We start from the raw sequence: 17,649 nt of genomic DNA, 5'->3' as shown, positions 1-17,649 counted from the left end.
GAGGGGCAGGTGGGTCATGGGGTGGCGGGTGGAGCCGGCGACGGTCCAGGGCGGAGGGCGTCGGCCATGAGCGACCCGTACGGCACGACGCGCCCGGTCCCGCGCCACGCCGCGCCACCCCCTCGTCACGCGGCCCCCCAGCCACCGCAACCACCGCAACCGGCCAGGCAGGCCCAACAGGCCGGGCAGGCGGTCGGGGTGCCGGGCGGGGGTGGGATCTTCCGGGAGGAGGCGTTGCGGCATCGCGCGATGTCGCGGGTCGTCCGGATGCCGCTGGTGATCAGCACCCCGTCGTTCCTCGCGTTGTGGCTGGTGGTGGCCGTGCTCCTCGTCGTCGGCCTCCTGGTGACCATGGTCGCGGTCGAGGCGGTCGCCTGATGTTCCGCCGCGTCCCCGTACTGCTCCAGAACACCGACACCGAGTGCGGCGCCGCCTGCCTGGCGATGGTGCTGTGCCACCACGGGCAGCGCACCACCCTCCACCAGATCGCCGAACAGCTCCGGGTCGGCAGGGACGGCCTGAGCGCCAAGGCCATCGTGGACGGCGCCCGCGACCACGGCCTCAAGTCCCGCGCCTTCTCCCTGGCCCCCGAGGACCTGGCCCGCGTGCCGCTCCCCGCCGTCGCGCACTGGGAGTTCAACCACTTCATCGTGGTCGAACGCTGGTCCCCCGACCGCGTGGACGTCGTCGACCCCGGGTACGGCCGCCGCAGGCTGACCCCGGAGGAGTTCGGCGCCGGGTTCACCGGCGTGCTGCTGGTGTTCGAGCCGGGCGAGGGCTTCCGGCGCGGCGCGACGTCGGCGGCGGGGGCCTGGCGCAGGGAGTTCGTCCGGACCCTGTTCCGGCGGCGCAGGGGCCTGCTCGCGCAGCTCATCGCGGCCTCGTTGCTGCTGCAACTGCTCGGGCTGGCCCTGCCGATGTTCTCGCAACTCCTCCTGGACTCCATCGTGCCCAGGCGGGCGGTGGAGGTGCTGTCCCTGCTGGGCGTCTCCGTGCTGCTCGCGGGGGCGGCCCAGCTCGTGATCGGGTATCTGCGGGCGTCCCTGCTCGTCGCCGTACGGGCCCGTGCCGACCAGGAGCTCACCGAGAGCCTGGTCACCCACCTGGTGACGCTGCCGTACCGGTACTTCCAGCAGCGCGGCAGGGGCGACCTGGTGACCAGGGCGAGCAGCGTCTCGACGCTCGGCGACATCCTCACCGGGCAGGTCGTGGCGGCGCTGCTGGACGGCCCGCTGGCCGTGGGCTACCTGGTGCTGGTCTACCTCTGGGACCCGGTGTTCGGGCTCGCGCTGACCGGGGTGGCCGTGCTCCAGACGGTCCTGCTGCTGGCCACGACGAGCCGGATCGCCACGCTCACCCGGCAGGAGCTGACGGCGCTGGCGGCGTCCCAGACCAGCCTGATCCAGACGATCAACGGCATCGAGACGCTGAAGGCGTCGGGGGCCGAGAAGCGGGCCGTGGACCAGTGGTCGTCGCACTTCGCCAAGCAGCTCAACGCGGACGTGCGGGCCGGGCTGACCAGGGGGCTGCTGGAGTCGGCGCTGGCCGCGATCCGGGTGACCGCGCCGCTCGGGCTGCTGTGGCTGGGCGCCTGGCGGGTGCTCGACGGGCAGCTCACGGTGGGTGCGCTGGTCGCGCTGAACGCCATCGCGCTCGGCGCGCTGACCCCGCTCGGCTCGCTGATGACCGGGCTGCAGAGCCTCCAGCAGGCGGGCGCGCACTTCGACCGGCTGTCCGACATCCTGGCCTCGGAGCCGGAGCCGAGCAACGGCATCGAGGTGCTGCGGCTGCGCGGCTCGGTCGAGCTGCGCGGGGTGAGCTTCCGCCACGACCCGCGCGCCCCCTGGACCGTGCGCGACGTCTCGGTCTCCATCCACCCGGGCCAGAAGGTCGCCCTGGTGGGCGCGTCCGGCTCGGGCAAGAGCACGCTGGCCCGGCTGCTGCTCGCGCTGCACACCCCCGTGCTCGGCGAGATCCGTTACGACGGCGTCCCGGCCGCCGAGCTGAACCTGCGCACGCTGCGCCGCCAGTTCGGCGTGGTCACCCAGGACCCGTCCCTGTTCAGCGGCTCGATCAGGGAGAACATCGCGCTGAACGAGCCGGGCGCGTCCCTGGAGCGGGTGGTCGCCGCCGCTCGCCTGGCCGCGCTGCACGACGAGATCATGGACATGCCCATGGGGTACGAGACGATGCTCACCGACGGCGGCGGCCTGTCCGGCGGGCAGCGGCAGCGGCTCGCCCTGGCCCGCGCCGTCCTGTCGCGCCCGAAGGTCCTGCTGCTCGACGAGGCCACCAGCAACCTGGACAGCGCCACGGAGGCGACCATCGAGGCGAACCTGAGCCGGCTCGTCCAGACCAGGATCGTGATCGCCCACCGGCTGAGCACGGTCAGGGACGCCGACGTGATCCTCGTGGTCGACGCGGGCCGGGTGGTCCAGCGCGGCACCCACGACGAGCTGACGGCCGTGGGCGGCAAGTACGCCGAGCTGGTCGCCGCCCAGACGGTGCCGTCCTGAGTCTTCACGCGAGCCGCACGATCACCGTGACGGAAGCGCCCTCCAGGCCGGCCGTCGGCCCGAAGGTGAGCGTCAGCCGGTCGCCCGTCGTCGCGGCCGCCGGCGGCGGGTCGCCGCGCAGCACACCGGCGACCGGCCGCTCCCAGGTCACGGTCAGCCCGTGCAGGTCGCGCCGGGGATCCGCCACGGTGACCGTGGCCGTGCCCCCGGCGTGCTCCCTGACCAGGACGGCGCAGGGCCCGGAGGCGGACAGCGGGCCGGCGGCGCCGTCGTTCCAGAAGGCGGCGGCGGTGACGCCCAGCGCGTCCACCCGGACGGCCTGCTGCCGAGCCGTGTTGGCGAGCACACGGGCCCACCCGGGATCGGCGGCCCTGGCCATCGTGCGTTCGCGGCTCGCGCCCGGCAGGAGAAGGTAGACGTAGTCCGCCTGGTCGGGGTCGACGCCGTGGTCGAGCCAGAGCGTGACGTAGTCGCGGTTACCGCGCCGCTCCCGGAGGGTGCGCAGGCCGTCCGGGACCACGTAGCCGCCGTGGCCGTCGAGGTGCGCCCAGCCCGCCCGGAGATCCACGGTCAGCGGGGCGGCGGTCCTGCGGTTGTCCACGATCGTCTCGACCGGCACGCCGTCCGCGCCGCTGATCCCCGCGCCGAGGCAGACCACCGCGTCGTCGAGGAAGAACCACGACTTGAACGCCTCCATCGTGCTGTCGAGGCCGTTGAGGTGCTGGCCGATGACGGCGTACGCGCCGTCCGTGGCGCCGCCGACCCAGCGGCCGGGCGGGCAGGTGTCGCCCCAGGCCGGGCCCGCGCCGTCGGGCAGCCGCCGGGTCGAGACCGTCGTGCCGGGCAGCCGGTAGGGGTCGACGGTGGTCCAGAACGAGTCGGAGTACTGGTCGGCGTGGCCGTCGGCCCACCAGTAGAGCATGCCCGAGCCGGTGTGCCAGCCCCGCAGGTTCTCGCCGTTGCCGTGCTCGTAGTGGCCGATCGTGGACGAGGCCATGCTGAGCGCCGCGCACCAGCCCGGACGGCGGTGCACGGCCCGCGCGCTCATCGGGAACAGCCGGTGACCGACGGGCTCCGGCGCGGCGGGCACGGCGTCGTCGCCCAGGACGGCGGCCAGGCGGGCGTGGAAGGCCGGATCGGCCTCCGCCGGCATGGGACGGCACGTCTCGCGTACCGCCCAGCCCTTGACCATCGCCTGCCAGCGGGCCCGGTCGGCGGCCGGAGCCACCTCGCCGAGCAGCAGGATCGCGGCGGCCAGCTCGCGTCCCCTGTCGTGGTCGCCGAACGGCTTCCTGCCGACCCCTCGGCCGCGCACCAGGTCCATGCAGAACCCGTCGCGGACGAACGGCGCGAACGACCGCTCCACCATGGCGAACACGGTGGGGTCCACGACCTCCCACGGCGTGCCGCGCAGCACCGCGAACAGCGTCGCCAGCCCGGCGAGCAGCGTCACCCCGTAGGCCCCCTGGTAGGGCACGGTCGAGTGCTGGACGAACGACCCGTCCCGGTAGAAGCCGTCGCCCTCGGAGACCGTACGGAACACCGGGGCGAGCGCCGAGACCGCCAGCGCCGCCTTGCCGGGATCGGCCCTGAGCATGGCGCGCAGCAACATCACCACGCACAGGTCCACCCGGTTGGCGGCGGTGCTGGTGCCGCCGTAGTCCCCCAGGCGGCTCTCGGGCACGAAGTGGTCGACGGCGTCCCGCAGCGCGGCGCTCCGCCGCTCGCCCAGGTGTGGCCCGACCAGCACGGCGGCGTCGAGCAGCGCCTTCGGCACGCCGATCTCCCAGTGCCACCAGTTGCCCACCGGGTCGGCGCCGTCGGCGTACACGTGGCGGCGGTAGTGGTCGATCCCGGCGGCGACGGCGGCGGCCAGGCCCGCGTCGCCGGTCAGCCCGGTCCCGGGCAGCGCGTACGCGCGGGCCATGTCCAGCAGCCGCCGCGGCGTCGCGGCGAACGACGGGAACGGCTGGTCCGGCCAGAGCGACGTGCCGGTGTACGCCATGGCCGCGCGGTGACGGGCCGCCCGCCGCCCCGCCTCGGCCAGCCGCGTCCGGTACGGCTCCGCGCCCGCGTCGAACCCCGACCCCGTCGTCACCTCCCGCCACTGGCGGCGCAGCGTGACGAAGGAGTCGTCCGGCGTGTGGGCGGGCTCGGCCCGGGCCAGCGCCCCCGCCACACCGCCCACGGCGACCGCGCCCGCCTGGAGGAAATGTCGCCTGGACGGCCGCTGCACGCCTCGATTATGACCCGCCCCGCACCCCGGCCCGCGCCCCCGAACCGCCGCCCCCGAACCGCCGCCCCGAACCGCCGACCCGCACCGCGCCTCCGAACCGCCGCCCCCCGCCCCCCGGCCGGCGGCGCCCGCGCGGATCAGGCCGCCGGCGGTCAGACCTCCAGCAGCGTCTTGCCGTTCACCGCGCGGGCCTCGATCGCCGCGTGCGCCTCGGCCGCCCGCTCCAGCGGGAACGTGCGCCCCACGACCGCCTTGAGCCGCCCGGCCGCGGCCTCGGCGAGCGCCCGCTCGGTCCGCTCGTTGCCGTCCCCGCCCAGGGCCGCCAGTTGTGCCAGGCCGATCACGGTGACACCCCGGCGGGCGGCCTCCCCCGGATCGACGGTCGTGGTGCTCCCGCTGGACGCGCCGTGCACGGAGAACCGCCCGCCGCGCGCGGTCACCTCGAACGCCTGGCGGCCGAGGTCGCCGCCCACGCCGTCGAAGACCACGTCGGCCCCGCGCCCGCCGGTCGCGGCGAGGACCTCGTCGGTCCAGCCGGGGCGCGAGTAGTCGACGGTGACCTCGGCGCCGAGCCCGGCGACCACCTCGAGCTTGGCCGCGCCGCCGGCCGCCCCGATGACCCGCGCGCCGGCCTCCCGCGCGAGCTGCACGAGCAGGCTGCCGAGCCCTCCGGCGGCGGCCTCGACGAGCACCCATTCGCCGGGCTTGATCCCGGCGTTGGCGAACAGGCCCACGGCCGTGTTGCCGTCGACGAGCAGCGCCGTCGCGTCGGCCAGCCCGAGCTCGTCCGGCACCTCGACCAGGTCGGCGACCCTGGCCACGACCAGTTCGGCGTTCCCGCCGCCGAAGCCCGGCGTACGGGTCACCACCCGCCGCCCCACCAGCCCGGGATCGACGTCCTCGCCCACGGAGAGCACGAGCCCGCCGACGCCGCCACCCGGCACGTACGGGGTCTCGGGCAGCGGCGGCCCTGGCGTGAACCCCCGCCTGAGCTGCGTCTCGATGAAATTGATCTCGGCGAAGCCGACCCGCACCAGGACCTCGCCGGGCCCGGCCACCGGGTCCGGGACGGTCTGCGTCTCCAGCACCTCGGGCCCGCCGAACCTCGTCACCCGCACAACTCTCATGACCACTCCTCATCCGGAACGACTTCCGCGCCCAGACTGCTACCTCAAGACGACTTGAGGTCAACCCGTCAGGCCGGCGCCCGCCCGCTTGATGGTCCTGATGATCGGCGCGGTCTCGATGTGCCTGATGGCGGGGAGCGCGCCCAGCCTGTCGGTGAGGTAGCGGTAGAAGGCGGCGTCGTCGCGGCACACCACGTTGGCCGCGAGGTTGGTCGGGCCCGTGGTCGCCCCGGCGAAGGCGACCTCAGGATGGTCGGCCAGCGCCCGGCCGGTCGCGTCGAGGTCGGCGGGCGGCACCGACATCCACAGCTGGGCCTCGACCCGGCAGTCCAGCAGGCCGGGCAGCACGTCCATGTCGAAGAACAGGGCGCCGGACGCGCAGAGCTGCTCCATCCGCCGCCGGACCGTGGACTCCGACCAGCCGGTCGCCGACGCCAGGTCGGCGTGGCCCGTACGGCCGTCGCGCGACAGCTCGGCCAGCAGCGCGTCGTCGCCGGGGCCGAGCGTCACGTTCTCGCCGGTGTCGCGGGGGCCGTACACGCGGCCGGCCAGCAGGTGGGCGACCTGGTCGGCGGAGAGCGCGGCGAGCCCGGCCCAGCCGATCCGGCCGCCGACGAACATGTGCAGGGTCCGGTGCGCCGACACCGCGAGCACCCGGTTGGTCCTGGCCAGCTTGGTCAGCAGCAGCGGCTCGCGGTCGCGGTCGCGGTCGGCGCGCTGGATGGCGCCGCAGGAGATCTCGGTGCCGCCCGACAGCAGGTGCACCCAGAACGTGTCGGGACGCCGTCCGAGCGCCTCGGCGATCGAGGCCCCGGCGTCGGGCGTGCAGCGCAACCGGATCGACCACGACTGGTGGCCGAGCCGCTGCCGGTCCACCACGCCCACGACCCGGACCATGCCGCTGGCGCGCAGCCGACGGTACCGGCGGGCCACCCGCTGGTCGGACACCCCCAGCACCTCGGCGATCCGGCTGAACGAGGCCCGCCCGTCCACCTGCAACGCGTGCAGCAGCCCGCGGTCGACCTCGTCGAGCGTGACGTTTTCCACCACCACAAGCTACAAGGCGCGGAAATCCTGCAGAACTTCCTCTTCAGCTAGGGGTATCCCCCGCCGGAGCCCGACCCTTGCGGCCATGACCACAACACTGACCCGTACGAGCTGGCGGCCGCTCGCCGCCGCCTGTCTGGGCGCCTTCATGCTCCTGGTGGACGTGACCATCGTCATGGTGGCCCTGCCCGAGATCACCTCCGACCTGAGGATGTCCTTCACCGGCACCCAATGGCTCCTGGACGGCTACGCCCTGGCCCTGGCCGCCCTGCTGCTGGCCGCCGGCTCGGTCGCCGACCACGCCGGGCGGCGCAAGGTGTACCTGATCGCCCTCTGCGTGTTCGCCCTCGCCTCCCTGGCCTGCGGCCTGGCGCCCACCGGCGGCTTCCTGCTGGCCGCCCGCGTGCTCCAGGGGGCGGGCGGCGCCGCCATGATGGCCACGACGCTCGCCGTGATCAGCGCCACCTACCACGGCCGGGAGCGCGGCATCGCGTTCGGCGTGTGGGGCGGCGTCAACGGGGCCGCCGCGGCGCTCGCGCCCGTGCTCGGCGGGCTGCTCACCGAGCACCTGAACTGGCGGGCCATCTTCCTGGTGAACCTGCCCATCAGCCTGGCCGCCGCCTGGATGACCTGGCGCACGGTCGGCGAGTCCCGCCTGCCGGGCGGCAGCCGGCTGGACCGGGCCGGGATGGGCACGTTCACCCTGGCGGCGGGCGCGCTCACGTACGGGCTGATCGAGGCCGGGCCGAACGGCTGGACGTCGGCGCGGACGCTGGTGCCGCTCGCCGTCGCGGCGGTCGCGTTCGCCGCGTTCCTGCTGGTGGAGTCGCGTGGCGCGCATCCCATGGTGGACCTGCGGCTGTTCGCGAACCCGGCGTTCAGCGGGATCATGGCGGGGGCGGCGCTGCTCATGCCGGCCGCGTTCGCCTGCCTGGCCTTCACCTCGCTGTGGTTGCAGGAGGCCGGCGGGCTCGGGCTCGGGCCGGTTCAGGCCGGGCTCGCGCTGACGCCGATGGCCGGCACCTCGCTGGTCGTCTCGGTCGCCGCCGCCCGCCTGCTCCCCCGGCTGACGTCGCGCGTCGCCGTCGGCGGCGGGCTGCTGCTGATCGCCGCGGGCGCACTCCTCCAGGGCATGCTCGACGGGCACTCCACGTGGACGGCGCTGGCGCCCGGCCTGGTGGTGACCGGGATCGGCGTCGGGCTGGCCATCCCCGCCCTCAGCTCGGCCGCCATGGCGCACGTCCCACCGCACCGGGCCGGCATGGCGGCGGGCGCGGTCAACACCGCCAGACAGCTCGGGTACGCCCTCGGCGTCGCCGGGTTCGGCATCCTGTTCCAGGACGGCATGGCCGGGCCGGGCTCGTTCCCCGCGGCGCTGAACGCCGTCTACCTGGCCGCCGCGGTCACCGGGCTGCTGGCGGGCCTGCTGGTGCTGGCCGCCGTCAGGACCCCGCGGTCAGCGTGAGCGGGGCAGCCGCGGCCACCTGCTCGACCTCGGCCGCCCCGCCGACCCAACCCTCTACGTGCCCGCCCTGATCGGCACGACGTTGCCGGGCCCGCCGCGGCGTGGCAGCGCGAACCAGGTGGCCTTGCCGACCAGGTCGGGGTGGGTCAGGTATCGCTGGGGATGGCAGCCGTAGAAGCCGTCGGAGAGCCGGGCGACGATGCGCAGCCCCCGTCCGTGCTCGGCGGCCGGGTCGGGGACCGAGGGGGCGGGCAGGGGCGGGCCGGCGTCCACGACGACGCACATGATCTCCTTGGCGTCCACGTGCAGGAGCAGCTCGTACGGGCCGTCCCCGTACATGAACGCGTTGGTGACCAGTTCGCTCACCATGAGGACGGCGTCGTCCACGACGTCGTCGTGCAGGTCGAGCCCGGACAGCTCGTCACGGATGATCGACCGCGCGTGGCCGACGGTCCGGGCGTCCGCGCGCAACGGCCATACGTACTGCATCCGGCTCCGCCGGGCCGACCGCAGCCTGGACATGGCCTCTCCATCCTGGGAAGGGCGGCGACGAATGCTCGTTTCACTCAACACGAGACCTGCCTCCGAGTTGTCGGACATGCGGCTGTCCAAACGTGTACGCACGGAAGGGCCGTACGGGTCGAACGTTTTCCGAGAAATTCTGACTTTCTTCGCGCCCCGACATGTCTTCCCAGGTCAGCGGGTACGGACAGGGCCATGAGCAGTCCTGACGAGAGCAGCCCCAAGACCGACACCAAGCCCCGCCTCGACGCGGCCAGGCGCCCGGCCAAGGCAGGGAGGACGCCGTCGGAGCACAAGCCGGCCGGGCAGGCGGCCCTGGAACAGGCCCTGTCACAGGCGGGCAAGGACCTGGAGGACCTCACCGGCGAGGCGACCGGCGGCGCCCGCGGCTGAAGCCGCCGACGCCGGCTACGGGCGGACGATACAGGCCACGGGTGGCCGATGCCCGGCTACGGGCGGCCGATGCCGGCGCCCACCTCCTCGATGAGGTCGTCCACCCGCCTGGCCAGCTCCACGTCGAGGGCCGTCACCGCGCCCACGGAGACGGTCCTGACCACGATGGCCAGGCCGTCGGTGGTGTCCTGGAGCTGGGGCTGACGGCCGTAGGTGGCCTTGAGCCGGTCGAGCGCGCGGCGGACGGCCCGCAGGTTCTCCCGCGGCAGGGAGATCTCGCGGCGCAGCGCCGAGCGGTCGCCGCTCCACATGGGGAGGGTGGCCAGCGCCGAGGCGATCTCGGCGTCGGTGAGCATGGCGGTGTGCCCCTTGGGGCCGGTGATGCCCCCGCCGCTGTCCGGCGGGTCGAACAAGGGGCGTACCTGCTCCGGGATGTGCAGCCGGGCGATCAGCTCCGGGTCCTGCTCGGCGACGGCGGCCAGCACGGCCTGGGCCCTGAGCCTGGCCTGCTCGGGCGGACGGCGGCCGAGCAGCGCGGCCTGGCGGACGAAGCCCTCCTCGGTGCCGTCGTTGCGCGGATGGTCCATGGGGAAGTCGTCGGTCAGCTCGGGCGGCAGGGCCTCGATGAGCTCGCGCCGGTCGTCGTCGTCGAGCGTACGGGCCAGCGTGGTCAGTGTGGCCTCCGCCGCCGCTCTGGCCGGGCCCGCCCCCAGGCCCGTCATGCGGCCGATGGAGGCCAAGAGTGCGCGATATTCCATGATTCGTCCCCCGATCCGAACCTTCAGGCTCCTCGTGCCCAGGTCAGGGGTATCGACACCTCCACACGACCTGCGGGGTGAGGGGTACGTCGGTGACGCGTCCGGCCAGCTCGGGCATGGCGGCGGCGACCGCGTTGCCGATGGCGGCGGGCGGGCCGATCGTGCCCGCCTCGCCCACCCCCTTCATGCCCCCCGGGGTGAGCGGCGAGGAGGTCTCCAGCAGCACGACCTCGATGTCGGGCACCTCGCGGGTGGTCGGCAGCAGGTACTCGGCGAGCGGCTGCCCCTCCTCGGTGTGGACGATCTCCTCGGTCAGCGCCATGCCGATGCTCTGCGCGACCCCGCCGCGGATCTGGCCCTCGACCAGGGACGGGTTGACCAGCGTCCCGGCGTCGTTGACCACCCAGTAGCGCTCCACCTCGACCGCGCCGGTCTCGGGGTCCACCGCGACGGCGGCGGCGTGCGCGCCGTAGGCGAAGGTGTAGGCGGCCGGGTCGTAGCTGACCCGCTCCTCCAGGCCCGGCGTGACGCCTTCCGGCAGGTCCCAGGCCCGCCAGGCGGACGTGGCCAGCTCCCGCAGCGACATCGACGCCCGCGGGTCGCCCTTCACGCGTACGGACTCCTCGGCGATCTCCAGGTCACCGGGCGCCGCCTCCAGCCGGTGGGCGGCGATGGCCAGCAGCTTGCCGCGCAGCCGGGCGGCGGCCTGGACGAGCGCCCCGCCGCCGACCGCGAGCGAGCGGCTGGCGATCGACCCGATCGACGAGTACGGCGTCGCCGCCGTGTCCCCCAGCACCACCCGGACCCGCTCGATCGGCACCCCCACCCGGTCGGCCGCGAGCTGGGCGAGCGCGGTCTCGATGCCCTGCCCGATCGAGACCACCCCGGACGACACCACCACCGACGCGTCCGGCTCCATCCGCAGCACCGCCGTCTCGTAGCCGCCCGCCTGGATGCCCGTCGCCTTCATCTCCATCGACGGGCCCAGGCCGGTGGTCTCGACGTGGCAGGAGAAGCCGACGCCGCGCAGGCGCCCGTCGTCCACGCCGGTCACGGGGGTGACCAGGTCGCGCAGGGTGCGCAGGGCCCGTGGGTAGTCGCCGGAGTCGTACGTCTGGTACACCCGGCTCGTGCACGGCAGCTCGTCCGGCTCCAGCATGTTGCGCAGCCGCAGCTCGACCGGGTCGAGGCCGAGCCGCCGGGCCGCCTCGTCGATCAGGCGCTCCCTGGTCCAGGTGCACTCGGGCTGCCCGAAACCGCGGTAGGAGCCGGTCGGGGTGGTGTTGGTGACCACCCCGCGCACACGTACGCCGACCCGCTCGAACCGGTACGGCCCCGGCAGCAGCGTGGCGGAGACCGCGAAGGGCGAGATGCCGACGTTCGAGGGATGGGCGCCGAGGTCGCCGAGGATGTCGGCGTGCAGGGCGACGAACCGGCCGTCGCCGTCGAGCGCCAGCCTGGCCCGGTGGACGGCGGCCCGCGCGGGCAGCGTCGCCGACAGCCGGTCGCCGGGCGACTCGGTCCAGCTCACCGGACGGCCCACGCGCATCGCGGCCAGGCAGACGAGCGCCTCGTCGGGGTAGACGTGCTCCTTGCCGCCGAACCCGCCGCCGGTGTCCCGGCTGATCACGCGTACCCGATCGTGGGTGAGCCCGAACGCGTCGGCCAGGTGCTCGCGGACGTGGTGCGGGGCCTGGGAGGCGATGTGCACGGTCAGCTCGTCGTCGGCGTAGGAGGCCACGACGCCGCGCGGCTCCAGGGGGTACGGCGAGATCCGGCCCATCCTGAAGGTCATCTCGACGACGTGCTCGGCGGACTCGACGAACTCCGCGCAGTCGGCGTCGCCGAGTGGGAAGTCGGTGACCAGGTTCGTGCCCCAGTCGGGGTGGAGCAGCGGCGCGTCCGCCTCCAGGGCGCGTTCCGCGCCGACGACCGCGGGCAGCTGGTCGAGCTCCAGGTCCAGCAGGTCCGCGGCGTCGCGCGCGGCGGCGGGGGTCTCGGCCACGACGACGGCGATCGGCTGGCCGGCGTACCTGATCGTGTCGTCGAGCGCCCGGTAGGAGACGAGCCGCTGGCCGGGGGCGAGGGTGACGCAGGGCAGGATGACCCCGGGCGCGTCGGCGGGGGTGATGACGTCGAGCACGCCCTCGACCGTCCAGGCCGCCTTGGCGTCGCAGCCCAGGAGCCGTCCGTGGGCGACGGGGCTGCGCACCACCACCGCGTACGCCATGCCCGGCAGGCGTACGTTGCCGACGTACCTTCCCCTTCCGGTCAGCAGTCTGGCGTCTTCCCTGCGAGGCGTCCGCGCGCCGACATAGCCCATGGGCCGATTGTGCGCGCCGCGAGACGTCCGGTCTATACGATCGCGCGGGACGGCAGGCGGGAAACACCAGGTCAGCGAGGGTATAGATGCAGACTTTTCTTCCATATCCGGATTTCACGGCAAGTGCGGGGGTTCTGGATGCCCTGCGGCTGGGGAAGCAGCGGGTGGAGGCCCTCCAGGTGTTGCGCGCCCTGATCGTCCCCGGTTACGGCTGGCGCCACCACCCCGCCGTCAAGATGTGGGCCGGCTACGAGGAGGCCCTGGTCCGCTACGGGCTCGACGTGTGCGAACGCTGGTGCTCGACCGGACGGGCCGACACCTGCGCGGCCACGATGTCCGTCGAGCTGGGTCGCGCCTGCGGCACCCCCGTCATCCGCACGCAGCACGAGCTGGCGGCGGCCGGCGAGCTGCCGCCCTGGCTCGGCGACGACGCCTTCCATCTCAGCCACCGCTCCGCCCTCCTGCGCAAGGACCCCGCCCACTACCGCCCGCTCTTCGGCGACGACCCGGACGACCTCGACTACGTCTGGCCCACCTCAGGCCGCCCACCCGCCTGCCTCCCACCCTGACCGACCTGACCCGACCTGACACGATCTGACCCGACCTGGCCCGAGCCGGCCTCACGCGAGCGCGGCCTCACGCGAGCGCGGCCCCGCCCCGCTCGGCGTGTGCCCCCGTGAGGCGGGCTTCCAGGTGGCGTGTCGCCATGGCGGCGCCGAAGGCGACGAGCCGCACCAGATCGCCGTCCGTGCCCCCGTCCCCTTCTGTGCCCCCGTCCGTGCCCCCGTCCGTGCCCCCGTTCGTCGGCGCGGTCGTGCGCCAGGCGGCGACGTCCGGGTCGGTGATCCGGTAGGGCGCCAGGGCGGTGAGCAGGGCGAGCCTGGCTCTCGGCCGTTCCCCTGCGGGCACGCCGGTCAGCGGGCCCGACAGCCGGTCGCCGCCCATCGGCGGGTGCTCGCCGTCCCAGGCCGCGACCGCCTCGGTGACGGCCGTCCGCGCCGCCTCGCCCAGCAGCTCCCCGCCCGCCTCCGCGACGGCCATGAGGGTGGCGTACGCGGCGCCGACCGGCGTGCCGGCCGCCCAGGCGGGCTCGGCCGACGCGGGCAGGCCGTCCAGGACGTCCAGGCCCGCGCCGGGCGGCAGCTCCCGGCGTACCGCGCGGGACATCGCCCGGCCGCCCACGCTGCGCACCAGGCGCGACTTCTGCAGGTTGCCCGGCAGCAGGTTCTCGGTGAGCAGGGCCGAGGCGATCCGGTTGACGAAGTGGAAGGTCAGCGCGGTCCCGACGTACGCGGGCGCCTGGTCGGCGGGGAAGGGCGCGGGCGCGCGCCGGTCCTTGGCCCACCGCAGCAGCGCGGCGTGCCCCGGATCCGCCGGCACGCCCCCGGCCGCGATCGTCTCGGCCAGCCTGTGGTCGCCGGTGGCGTGCAGCAGCGTCGTGTGCGCGGCCACGCAGAACGGGCACCGGTTGGCCAGCGACACCCCCAGCGCCACCACCTCCCTGCCGGTCCTGGACCCCGGCCCGGCCAGCAGCGACTCCCGCAACAGCGCCCAGGTCCCGGCCAGCACGGCGGGGGCGGGCGACAGCGTCAGGAAGACGGCCATGCGGGCCATGCCGAAGTCGTCGGCGAGGCGCGCGTACACCTGGGCCACCCGGCCCGTGGCGTCCTGGGGCCGGACGGGCGTGACGTAGCGGAACTGGCCTCCGGCCATCGGCGTCGTGTTCATGCCCGCCATGGTGGGCCTGGGGAAGGGGCGGAGTCGTCCCGCCCAGGATGACTCCCGCGGCTACGGCACAGGGCGCAGGGGCGGACGGCGTACGACGGCGGGAGTAGTGCTCATTTCCGCCCGGATGAGGACGAACATCGACACATCAGGCTCTACTGTGCTGGGCATGAGCTTGCAGCACCGATGGCGTCCCGCCGCCATGGACGTGGCGCTCGCGGCGGTGGTGGCCGTGCTGCTGACGGCGACCGCGGTGACCACGCCGGGCGCGGGGCCGGTGGACTACGCCGCCGTGCTCGCCGGGGCGCTCACGCTCGTCGCCTGGCGGCGGGCGCCGGTCCCGGCGCTGCTGGTCACCACGCTGTGCATGCTGGTCTACTCCGCGCACGCGCAGCCCGGCCCACCGGCCGCCTTCCCCGTCATGGTGACGGTGTTCGCCACGGTCAGGGCCGGGCACCGGGCGCTCGCGGCGGTGGCGGGCGCGGTGTTCCTGGGCGGCACCCTGGCGGTCAACCTGGCCGCCCCCGCCGGGCAGCCGGCGCAGGAGATCGTGCAGAAGACGACGCTGCTGCTCGGCTGGTTCCTGGCGGCCGGGGTGACCGCGACCGTGACCCGGCACCGGCAGGCGTACCTGGTGCAGGTCGAGCGGCGGGCCGCCGAGGCCGAGCGGACCCGCGAGGAGGCGGCGCTGCGCCGCGCGGGCGAGGAGCGGCTGCGCATCGCCAGGGAGCTGCACGACTCGCTCACCCACACCATCTCGGTCATCAAGGTGCAGGCGGGCGTGGCCGTGCACCTCGCGCGCAAGCGCGGCGAGGAGGTGCCGGCGGCGCTGCTGGCCATCCAGGAGGCCAGCGGCGAGGCCATGCGCGAGCTGCGCGCCACCCTGGAGGTGCTGCGCGAGCCCGACGGCGAGCCCCCGGCCAGCAGCCTCGACCGGCTCCCCCACCTGGTCGAACGGGCCCGCTCGACCGGCGTCCCGGCCACGGTGACGGTCACCGGCGACCGCCGCGACCTGCCCGCCGAGGTCGACCGGGCGGCCTACAGGATCGTCCAGGAGGCGCTGACCAACGTCTCCAAGCACGCCGGGCCCGCCACCGCCGCGGTACGCGTCGACTACGGCGAGGAGGAGCTGATCGTGCAGGTGGACGACGACGGCCGCGCGAACGGCGGCCCCCGCGACCCGGGCGTGGGCCTGCTGGGCATGCGCGAGCGGGTCACGGCGCTCGGCGGGCGGCTGCGCACCGGGCCGCGTCCCGAGGGCGGGTTCACCGTACGAGCCGAGCTGCCGCTGCGGGAGGCCCGATGATCCGCGTGCTGCTGGTGGACGACCAGGCCCTCATCCGCGGCGGCTTCCGAGCCCTGCTGGAGGCCGAGGACGACATCGAGGTCGTCGCCGAGGCCGCCAACGGGGAGCAGGCCGTCGCCCTGGCTCTGGAACACCGTCCCGACGTGGCGCTCGTCGACGTGCAGATGCCCGTCATGGACGGCATCGAGGCCACCAGGCGGATCGCCGCGGACGGACGCCTGTCCGAGGTCCACGTGGTGATCCTGACGAACTACGGCCTGGACGAGTACGTCTTCCACGCCCTGCGCGCCGGCGCGAGCGGCTTCCTGGTCAAGGACACCGAGCCCGCGGACCTGCTCCAGGGCGTCAGGGTGGCCGCCCGCGGCGACGCCCTGCTCTCCCCCGCCATCACCCGCCGCCTGATCGGCGAGTACGTCGCCCGCCGCCCCGAACCCGAACCCCAGGGCCTGGACGTGCTCACCAACCGCGAACGCGAGGTGACCGCCCTGGTCGCCCGCGGCATGTCCAACGACGAGATCGCCGCCCAGATGGTGATCAGCCCGACCACCGCCAAGACGCACGTGAGCCGGGCGATGACCAAGCTCCACGCCCGCGACCGCGCCCAGCTCGTGGTCTTCGCCTACGAGTCCGGCCTGGTCACCCCGCGCGAGCGGTAGCCCGGAGGCCGGCCGGGCGGGGCTTGACCTTCGAGGAACGCGGTCCCTCCGCATACCCGTCCCGGACTGAGTACACTCGGGCACGTTCAACGGCCGAGACTTGTACGACGAGGCTCTTGGCCCGGGGCGGTGGCCCCTCGGCCCCCGTCCCTCTGGAGTCACGTGAGCAGCGGGCTTGTCGACGCTCCGCCCTCCAGCGACCCCGGCGCCCCCAGGCGGCGCCGCAGTCGCTGGCTGCGCTGGGCGATCGTGATCGCGGTCGCCGTGGTCCTCCTGATCGCCGGCGTGGCCGTCGGCGTCACCGCCAAACTCAGCGGCAACCTCAAGCGCTCGACGGTCACCAAGGAGGACCTGGGCGAGAGGCGGCCCCCCAAGGTCGCCACCTCGGCGATGAACGTCCTGATCGTGGGCTCCGACCAGCGCGACGGCAAGAACGCCAGGTACGGCCACCACATCGCGGGCGAGCGCACCGACACGATCATGCTGGCGCACGTGTCGTCCAAGCGGGACAACGCCATGGTGATCAGCTTCCCGCGCGACTCGCTGGTCCAGCTCCCCGCCTGCCGGGCCACGGGCGGCCTGCCCGGCCAGCAGCCGCACCTGGGCATGATCAACGAGTCGTTCAACTCCGGGGGCATCGCCTGCACCTGGAAGACGATCGAGACCCTCACCCGCATCCACATCGACCACTTCGTGAAGGTCGACTTCACCGGCTTCAAGAGCATGGTCAACGCCGTGGGCGGCGTCGAGGTCTGCCTGCCCTCGCCGGTGAACGACAAGAAGGCCCTGCTCCACCTGCCCGCCGGGCGGCAGACGCTCAACGGCGAGCAGGCGCTCGGTTACGTGCGCGCCCGCTACAGCCTCGGCGACGGCTCCGACATCGGGCGCATCCAGCGGCAGCAGATGTTCATCGCCTCGATGCTCAAGAAGGTGATGAGCGGCGAAACGCTCACCGACCCGTCCAAGCTGTTCGGCTTCCTCGACGCCGGCACCAAGTCGGTGACCGTCGACGACGACCTGTCGCTCCCCGTCATGAAGGACCTCGCCACCAGCCTCCAGGGCCTCGACGCCGGGCAGATCCGCTTCATCACCACCCCCTGGCACTACTCGCTGACCCAGCCGGGCCGGGTCGAGTGGGTGCAGCCGCAGGCGGGCCGGCTGTTCCAGATCGCAGCCAGGGACCAGAGCGTCCAGGGCGTCAAGGGCGGACAGGCCAAGGTGGCACGGACGAAGATCCAGATCGAGCTGCGCAACGGCACCTATCGCGGCGGCCTCGGCACGCAGGTGGCCGCCTTCCTCGAACAGCGCGGCTACCACATCAGCAAGATCGGCGACTCGGCGAAGAAGCCCCAGCCGAAGACCACGCTGCTCTACGGCCCCAACGCCGAGACGCGGGTGCCCACGCTCACCAACGACCTCCTCGCCGCCACGCCGAGGCTGGTCCCGGGCGCCCGGACCAACCACCTGGTGCTGGTGATCGGCGACGACTGGAAGGGGCTCAAGCCGCTGCGCGCCGACGACTCCGAGGCGATCAAGGGCTTCGACGCCACCCACGACACCTGCGCGGCCTGACCC

The 17,649-nt window shown here is 74.1% G+C and carries 15 protein-coding genes; 8 read left to right on the top strand and 7 right to left on the bottom strand.

Annotated features, from left to right (window positions below; translation table 11 throughout):
* Positions 1-66: 66 nt before the first annotated feature.
* Entirely contained in the window at positions 67-378 is a 312-nt protein-coding gene (locus ACIHAD_RS35875; protein WP_397359160.1) for a hypothetical protein, read from the top strand.
* A complete protein-coding gene (locus ACIHAD_RS35870) occupies positions 378-2,516 on the top strand; it encodes a peptidase domain-containing ABC transporter (protein WP_397359159.1) in 2,139 nt (712 codons plus the stop codon). The genes ACIHAD_RS35875 and ACIHAD_RS35870 overlap by 1 nt, the downstream gene beginning before the upstream one ends.
* Before the next feature lie 4 nt (positions 2,517-2,520).
* On the opposite strand, the gene ACIHAD_RS35865 is transcribed toward ACIHAD_RS35870, so the two are convergent.
* The 3 genes from ACIHAD_RS35865 to ACIHAD_RS35855 form a co-directional block, all read right to left on the bottom strand.
* Positions 2,521-4,752, bottom strand: coding sequence for a polysaccharide lyase 8 family protein (locus tag ACIHAD_RS35865; protein WP_397359158.1), 2,232 nt, complete (start codon positions 4,750-4,752; stop codon positions 2,521-2,523).
* Positions 4,753-4,904: 152 nt separating this feature from the next.
* Positions 4,905-5,879, bottom strand: coding sequence for a zinc-binding dehydrogenase (locus ACIHAD_RS35860; protein ID WP_397359157.1), 975 nt, complete (start codon positions 5,877-5,879; stop codon positions 4,905-4,907).
* A gap of 60 nt (positions 5,880-5,939) precedes the next feature.
* Entirely contained in the window at positions 5,940-6,926 is a 987-nt protein-coding gene (locus ACIHAD_RS35855) for an Lrp/AsnC family transcriptional regulator (protein ID WP_397359156.1), read from the bottom strand.
* A gap of 85 nt (positions 6,927-7,011) precedes the next feature.
* On the opposite strand from ACIHAD_RS35855, the gene ACIHAD_RS35850 reads away from it, so the two are divergent.
* A complete protein-coding gene (locus tag ACIHAD_RS35850; protein WP_397359155.1) occupies positions 7,012-8,391 on the top strand; it encodes an MFS transporter in 1,380 nt (459 codons plus the stop codon).
* 54 nt (positions 8,392-8,445) lie between these two features.
* On the opposite strand, the gene ACIHAD_RS35845 is transcribed toward ACIHAD_RS35850, so the two are convergent.
* Entirely contained in the window at positions 8,446-8,913 is a 468-nt protein-coding gene (locus ACIHAD_RS35845; protein ID WP_397359154.1) for an ATP-binding protein, read from the bottom strand.
* A 195-nt stretch (positions 8,914-9,108) separates the two neighbouring features.
* On the opposite strand from ACIHAD_RS35845, the gene ACIHAD_RS35840 reads away from it, so the two are divergent.
* Entirely contained in the window at positions 9,109-9,306 is a 198-nt protein-coding gene (locus ACIHAD_RS35840) for a hypothetical protein (protein ID WP_397359153.1), read from the top strand.
* Positions 9,307-9,362: 56 nt separating this feature from the next.
* Here ACIHAD_RS35840 and ACIHAD_RS35835 read toward each other — a convergent pair whose 3' ends face one another.
* Entirely contained in the window at positions 9,363-10,064 is a 702-nt protein-coding gene (locus tag ACIHAD_RS35835) for a DUF2267 domain-containing protein (RefSeq protein WP_397359152.1), read from the bottom strand.
* Positions 10,065-10,107: 43 nt separating this feature from the next.
* The gene (locus ACIHAD_RS35830) at positions 10,108-12,387 is read right to left on the bottom strand and encodes a xanthine dehydrogenase family protein molybdopterin-binding subunit (RefSeq protein ID WP_397359151.1); all 2,280 of its coding nucleotides are present in this window, start codon (positions 12,385-12,387) and stop codon (positions 10,108-10,110) included.
* An 86-nt stretch (positions 12,388-12,473) separates the two neighbouring features.
* On the opposite strand from ACIHAD_RS35830, the gene ACIHAD_RS35825 reads away from it, so the two are divergent.
* Positions 12,474-12,956, top strand: coding sequence for an MSMEG_6728 family protein (locus ACIHAD_RS35825; RefSeq protein WP_397359150.1), 483 nt, complete (start codon positions 12,474-12,476; stop codon positions 12,954-12,956).
* A 67-nt stretch (positions 12,957-13,023) separates the two neighbouring features.
* Here ACIHAD_RS35825 and ACIHAD_RS35820 read toward each other — a convergent pair whose 3' ends face one another.
* On the bottom strand, positions 13,024-14,115 hold the full coding sequence (locus ACIHAD_RS35820; protein WP_397359149.1) for a carboxymuconolactone decarboxylase family protein: 1,092 nt from the start codon (positions 14,113-14,115) through the stop codon (positions 13,024-13,026).
* A 166-nt stretch (positions 14,116-14,281) separates the two neighbouring features.
* Here ACIHAD_RS35820 and ACIHAD_RS35815 point away from each other — a divergent pair, with 166 nt between their 5' ends.
* The 3 genes from ACIHAD_RS35815 (at position 14,282) to ACIHAD_RS35805 (ending at position 17,646) form a co-directional block, all read left to right on the top strand.
* The gene (locus ACIHAD_RS35815) at positions 14,282-15,418 is read left to right on the top strand and encodes a sensor histidine kinase (RefSeq protein WP_397359148.1); all 1,137 of its coding nucleotides are present in this window, start codon (positions 14,282-14,284) and stop codon (positions 15,416-15,418) included.
* Complete coding sequence (locus ACIHAD_RS35810; protein ID WP_397359147.1) at positions 15,415-16,074, top strand: response regulator; 660 nt, start codon at positions 15,415-15,417, stop codon at positions 16,072-16,074. The genes ACIHAD_RS35815 and ACIHAD_RS35810 overlap by 4 nt, the downstream gene beginning before the upstream one ends.
* A gap of 162 nt (positions 16,075-16,236) precedes the next feature.
* A complete protein-coding gene (locus tag ACIHAD_RS35805) occupies positions 16,237-17,646 on the top strand; it encodes an LCP family protein (protein WP_397359146.1) in 1,410 nt (469 codons plus the stop codon).
* Positions 17,647-17,649: the final 3 nt, after the last annotated feature.

Source organism: Nonomuraea sp. NPDC052265, from assembly GCF_044547985.1.
Taxonomy (GTDB): Bacteria; Actinomycetota; Actinomycetes; order Streptosporangiales; family Streptosporangiaceae; genus Nonomuraea.
The sequence above is the reverse complement of the archived record's forward strand: the minus strand, read 5'-3'. Positions and strand labels throughout refer to the sequence as shown.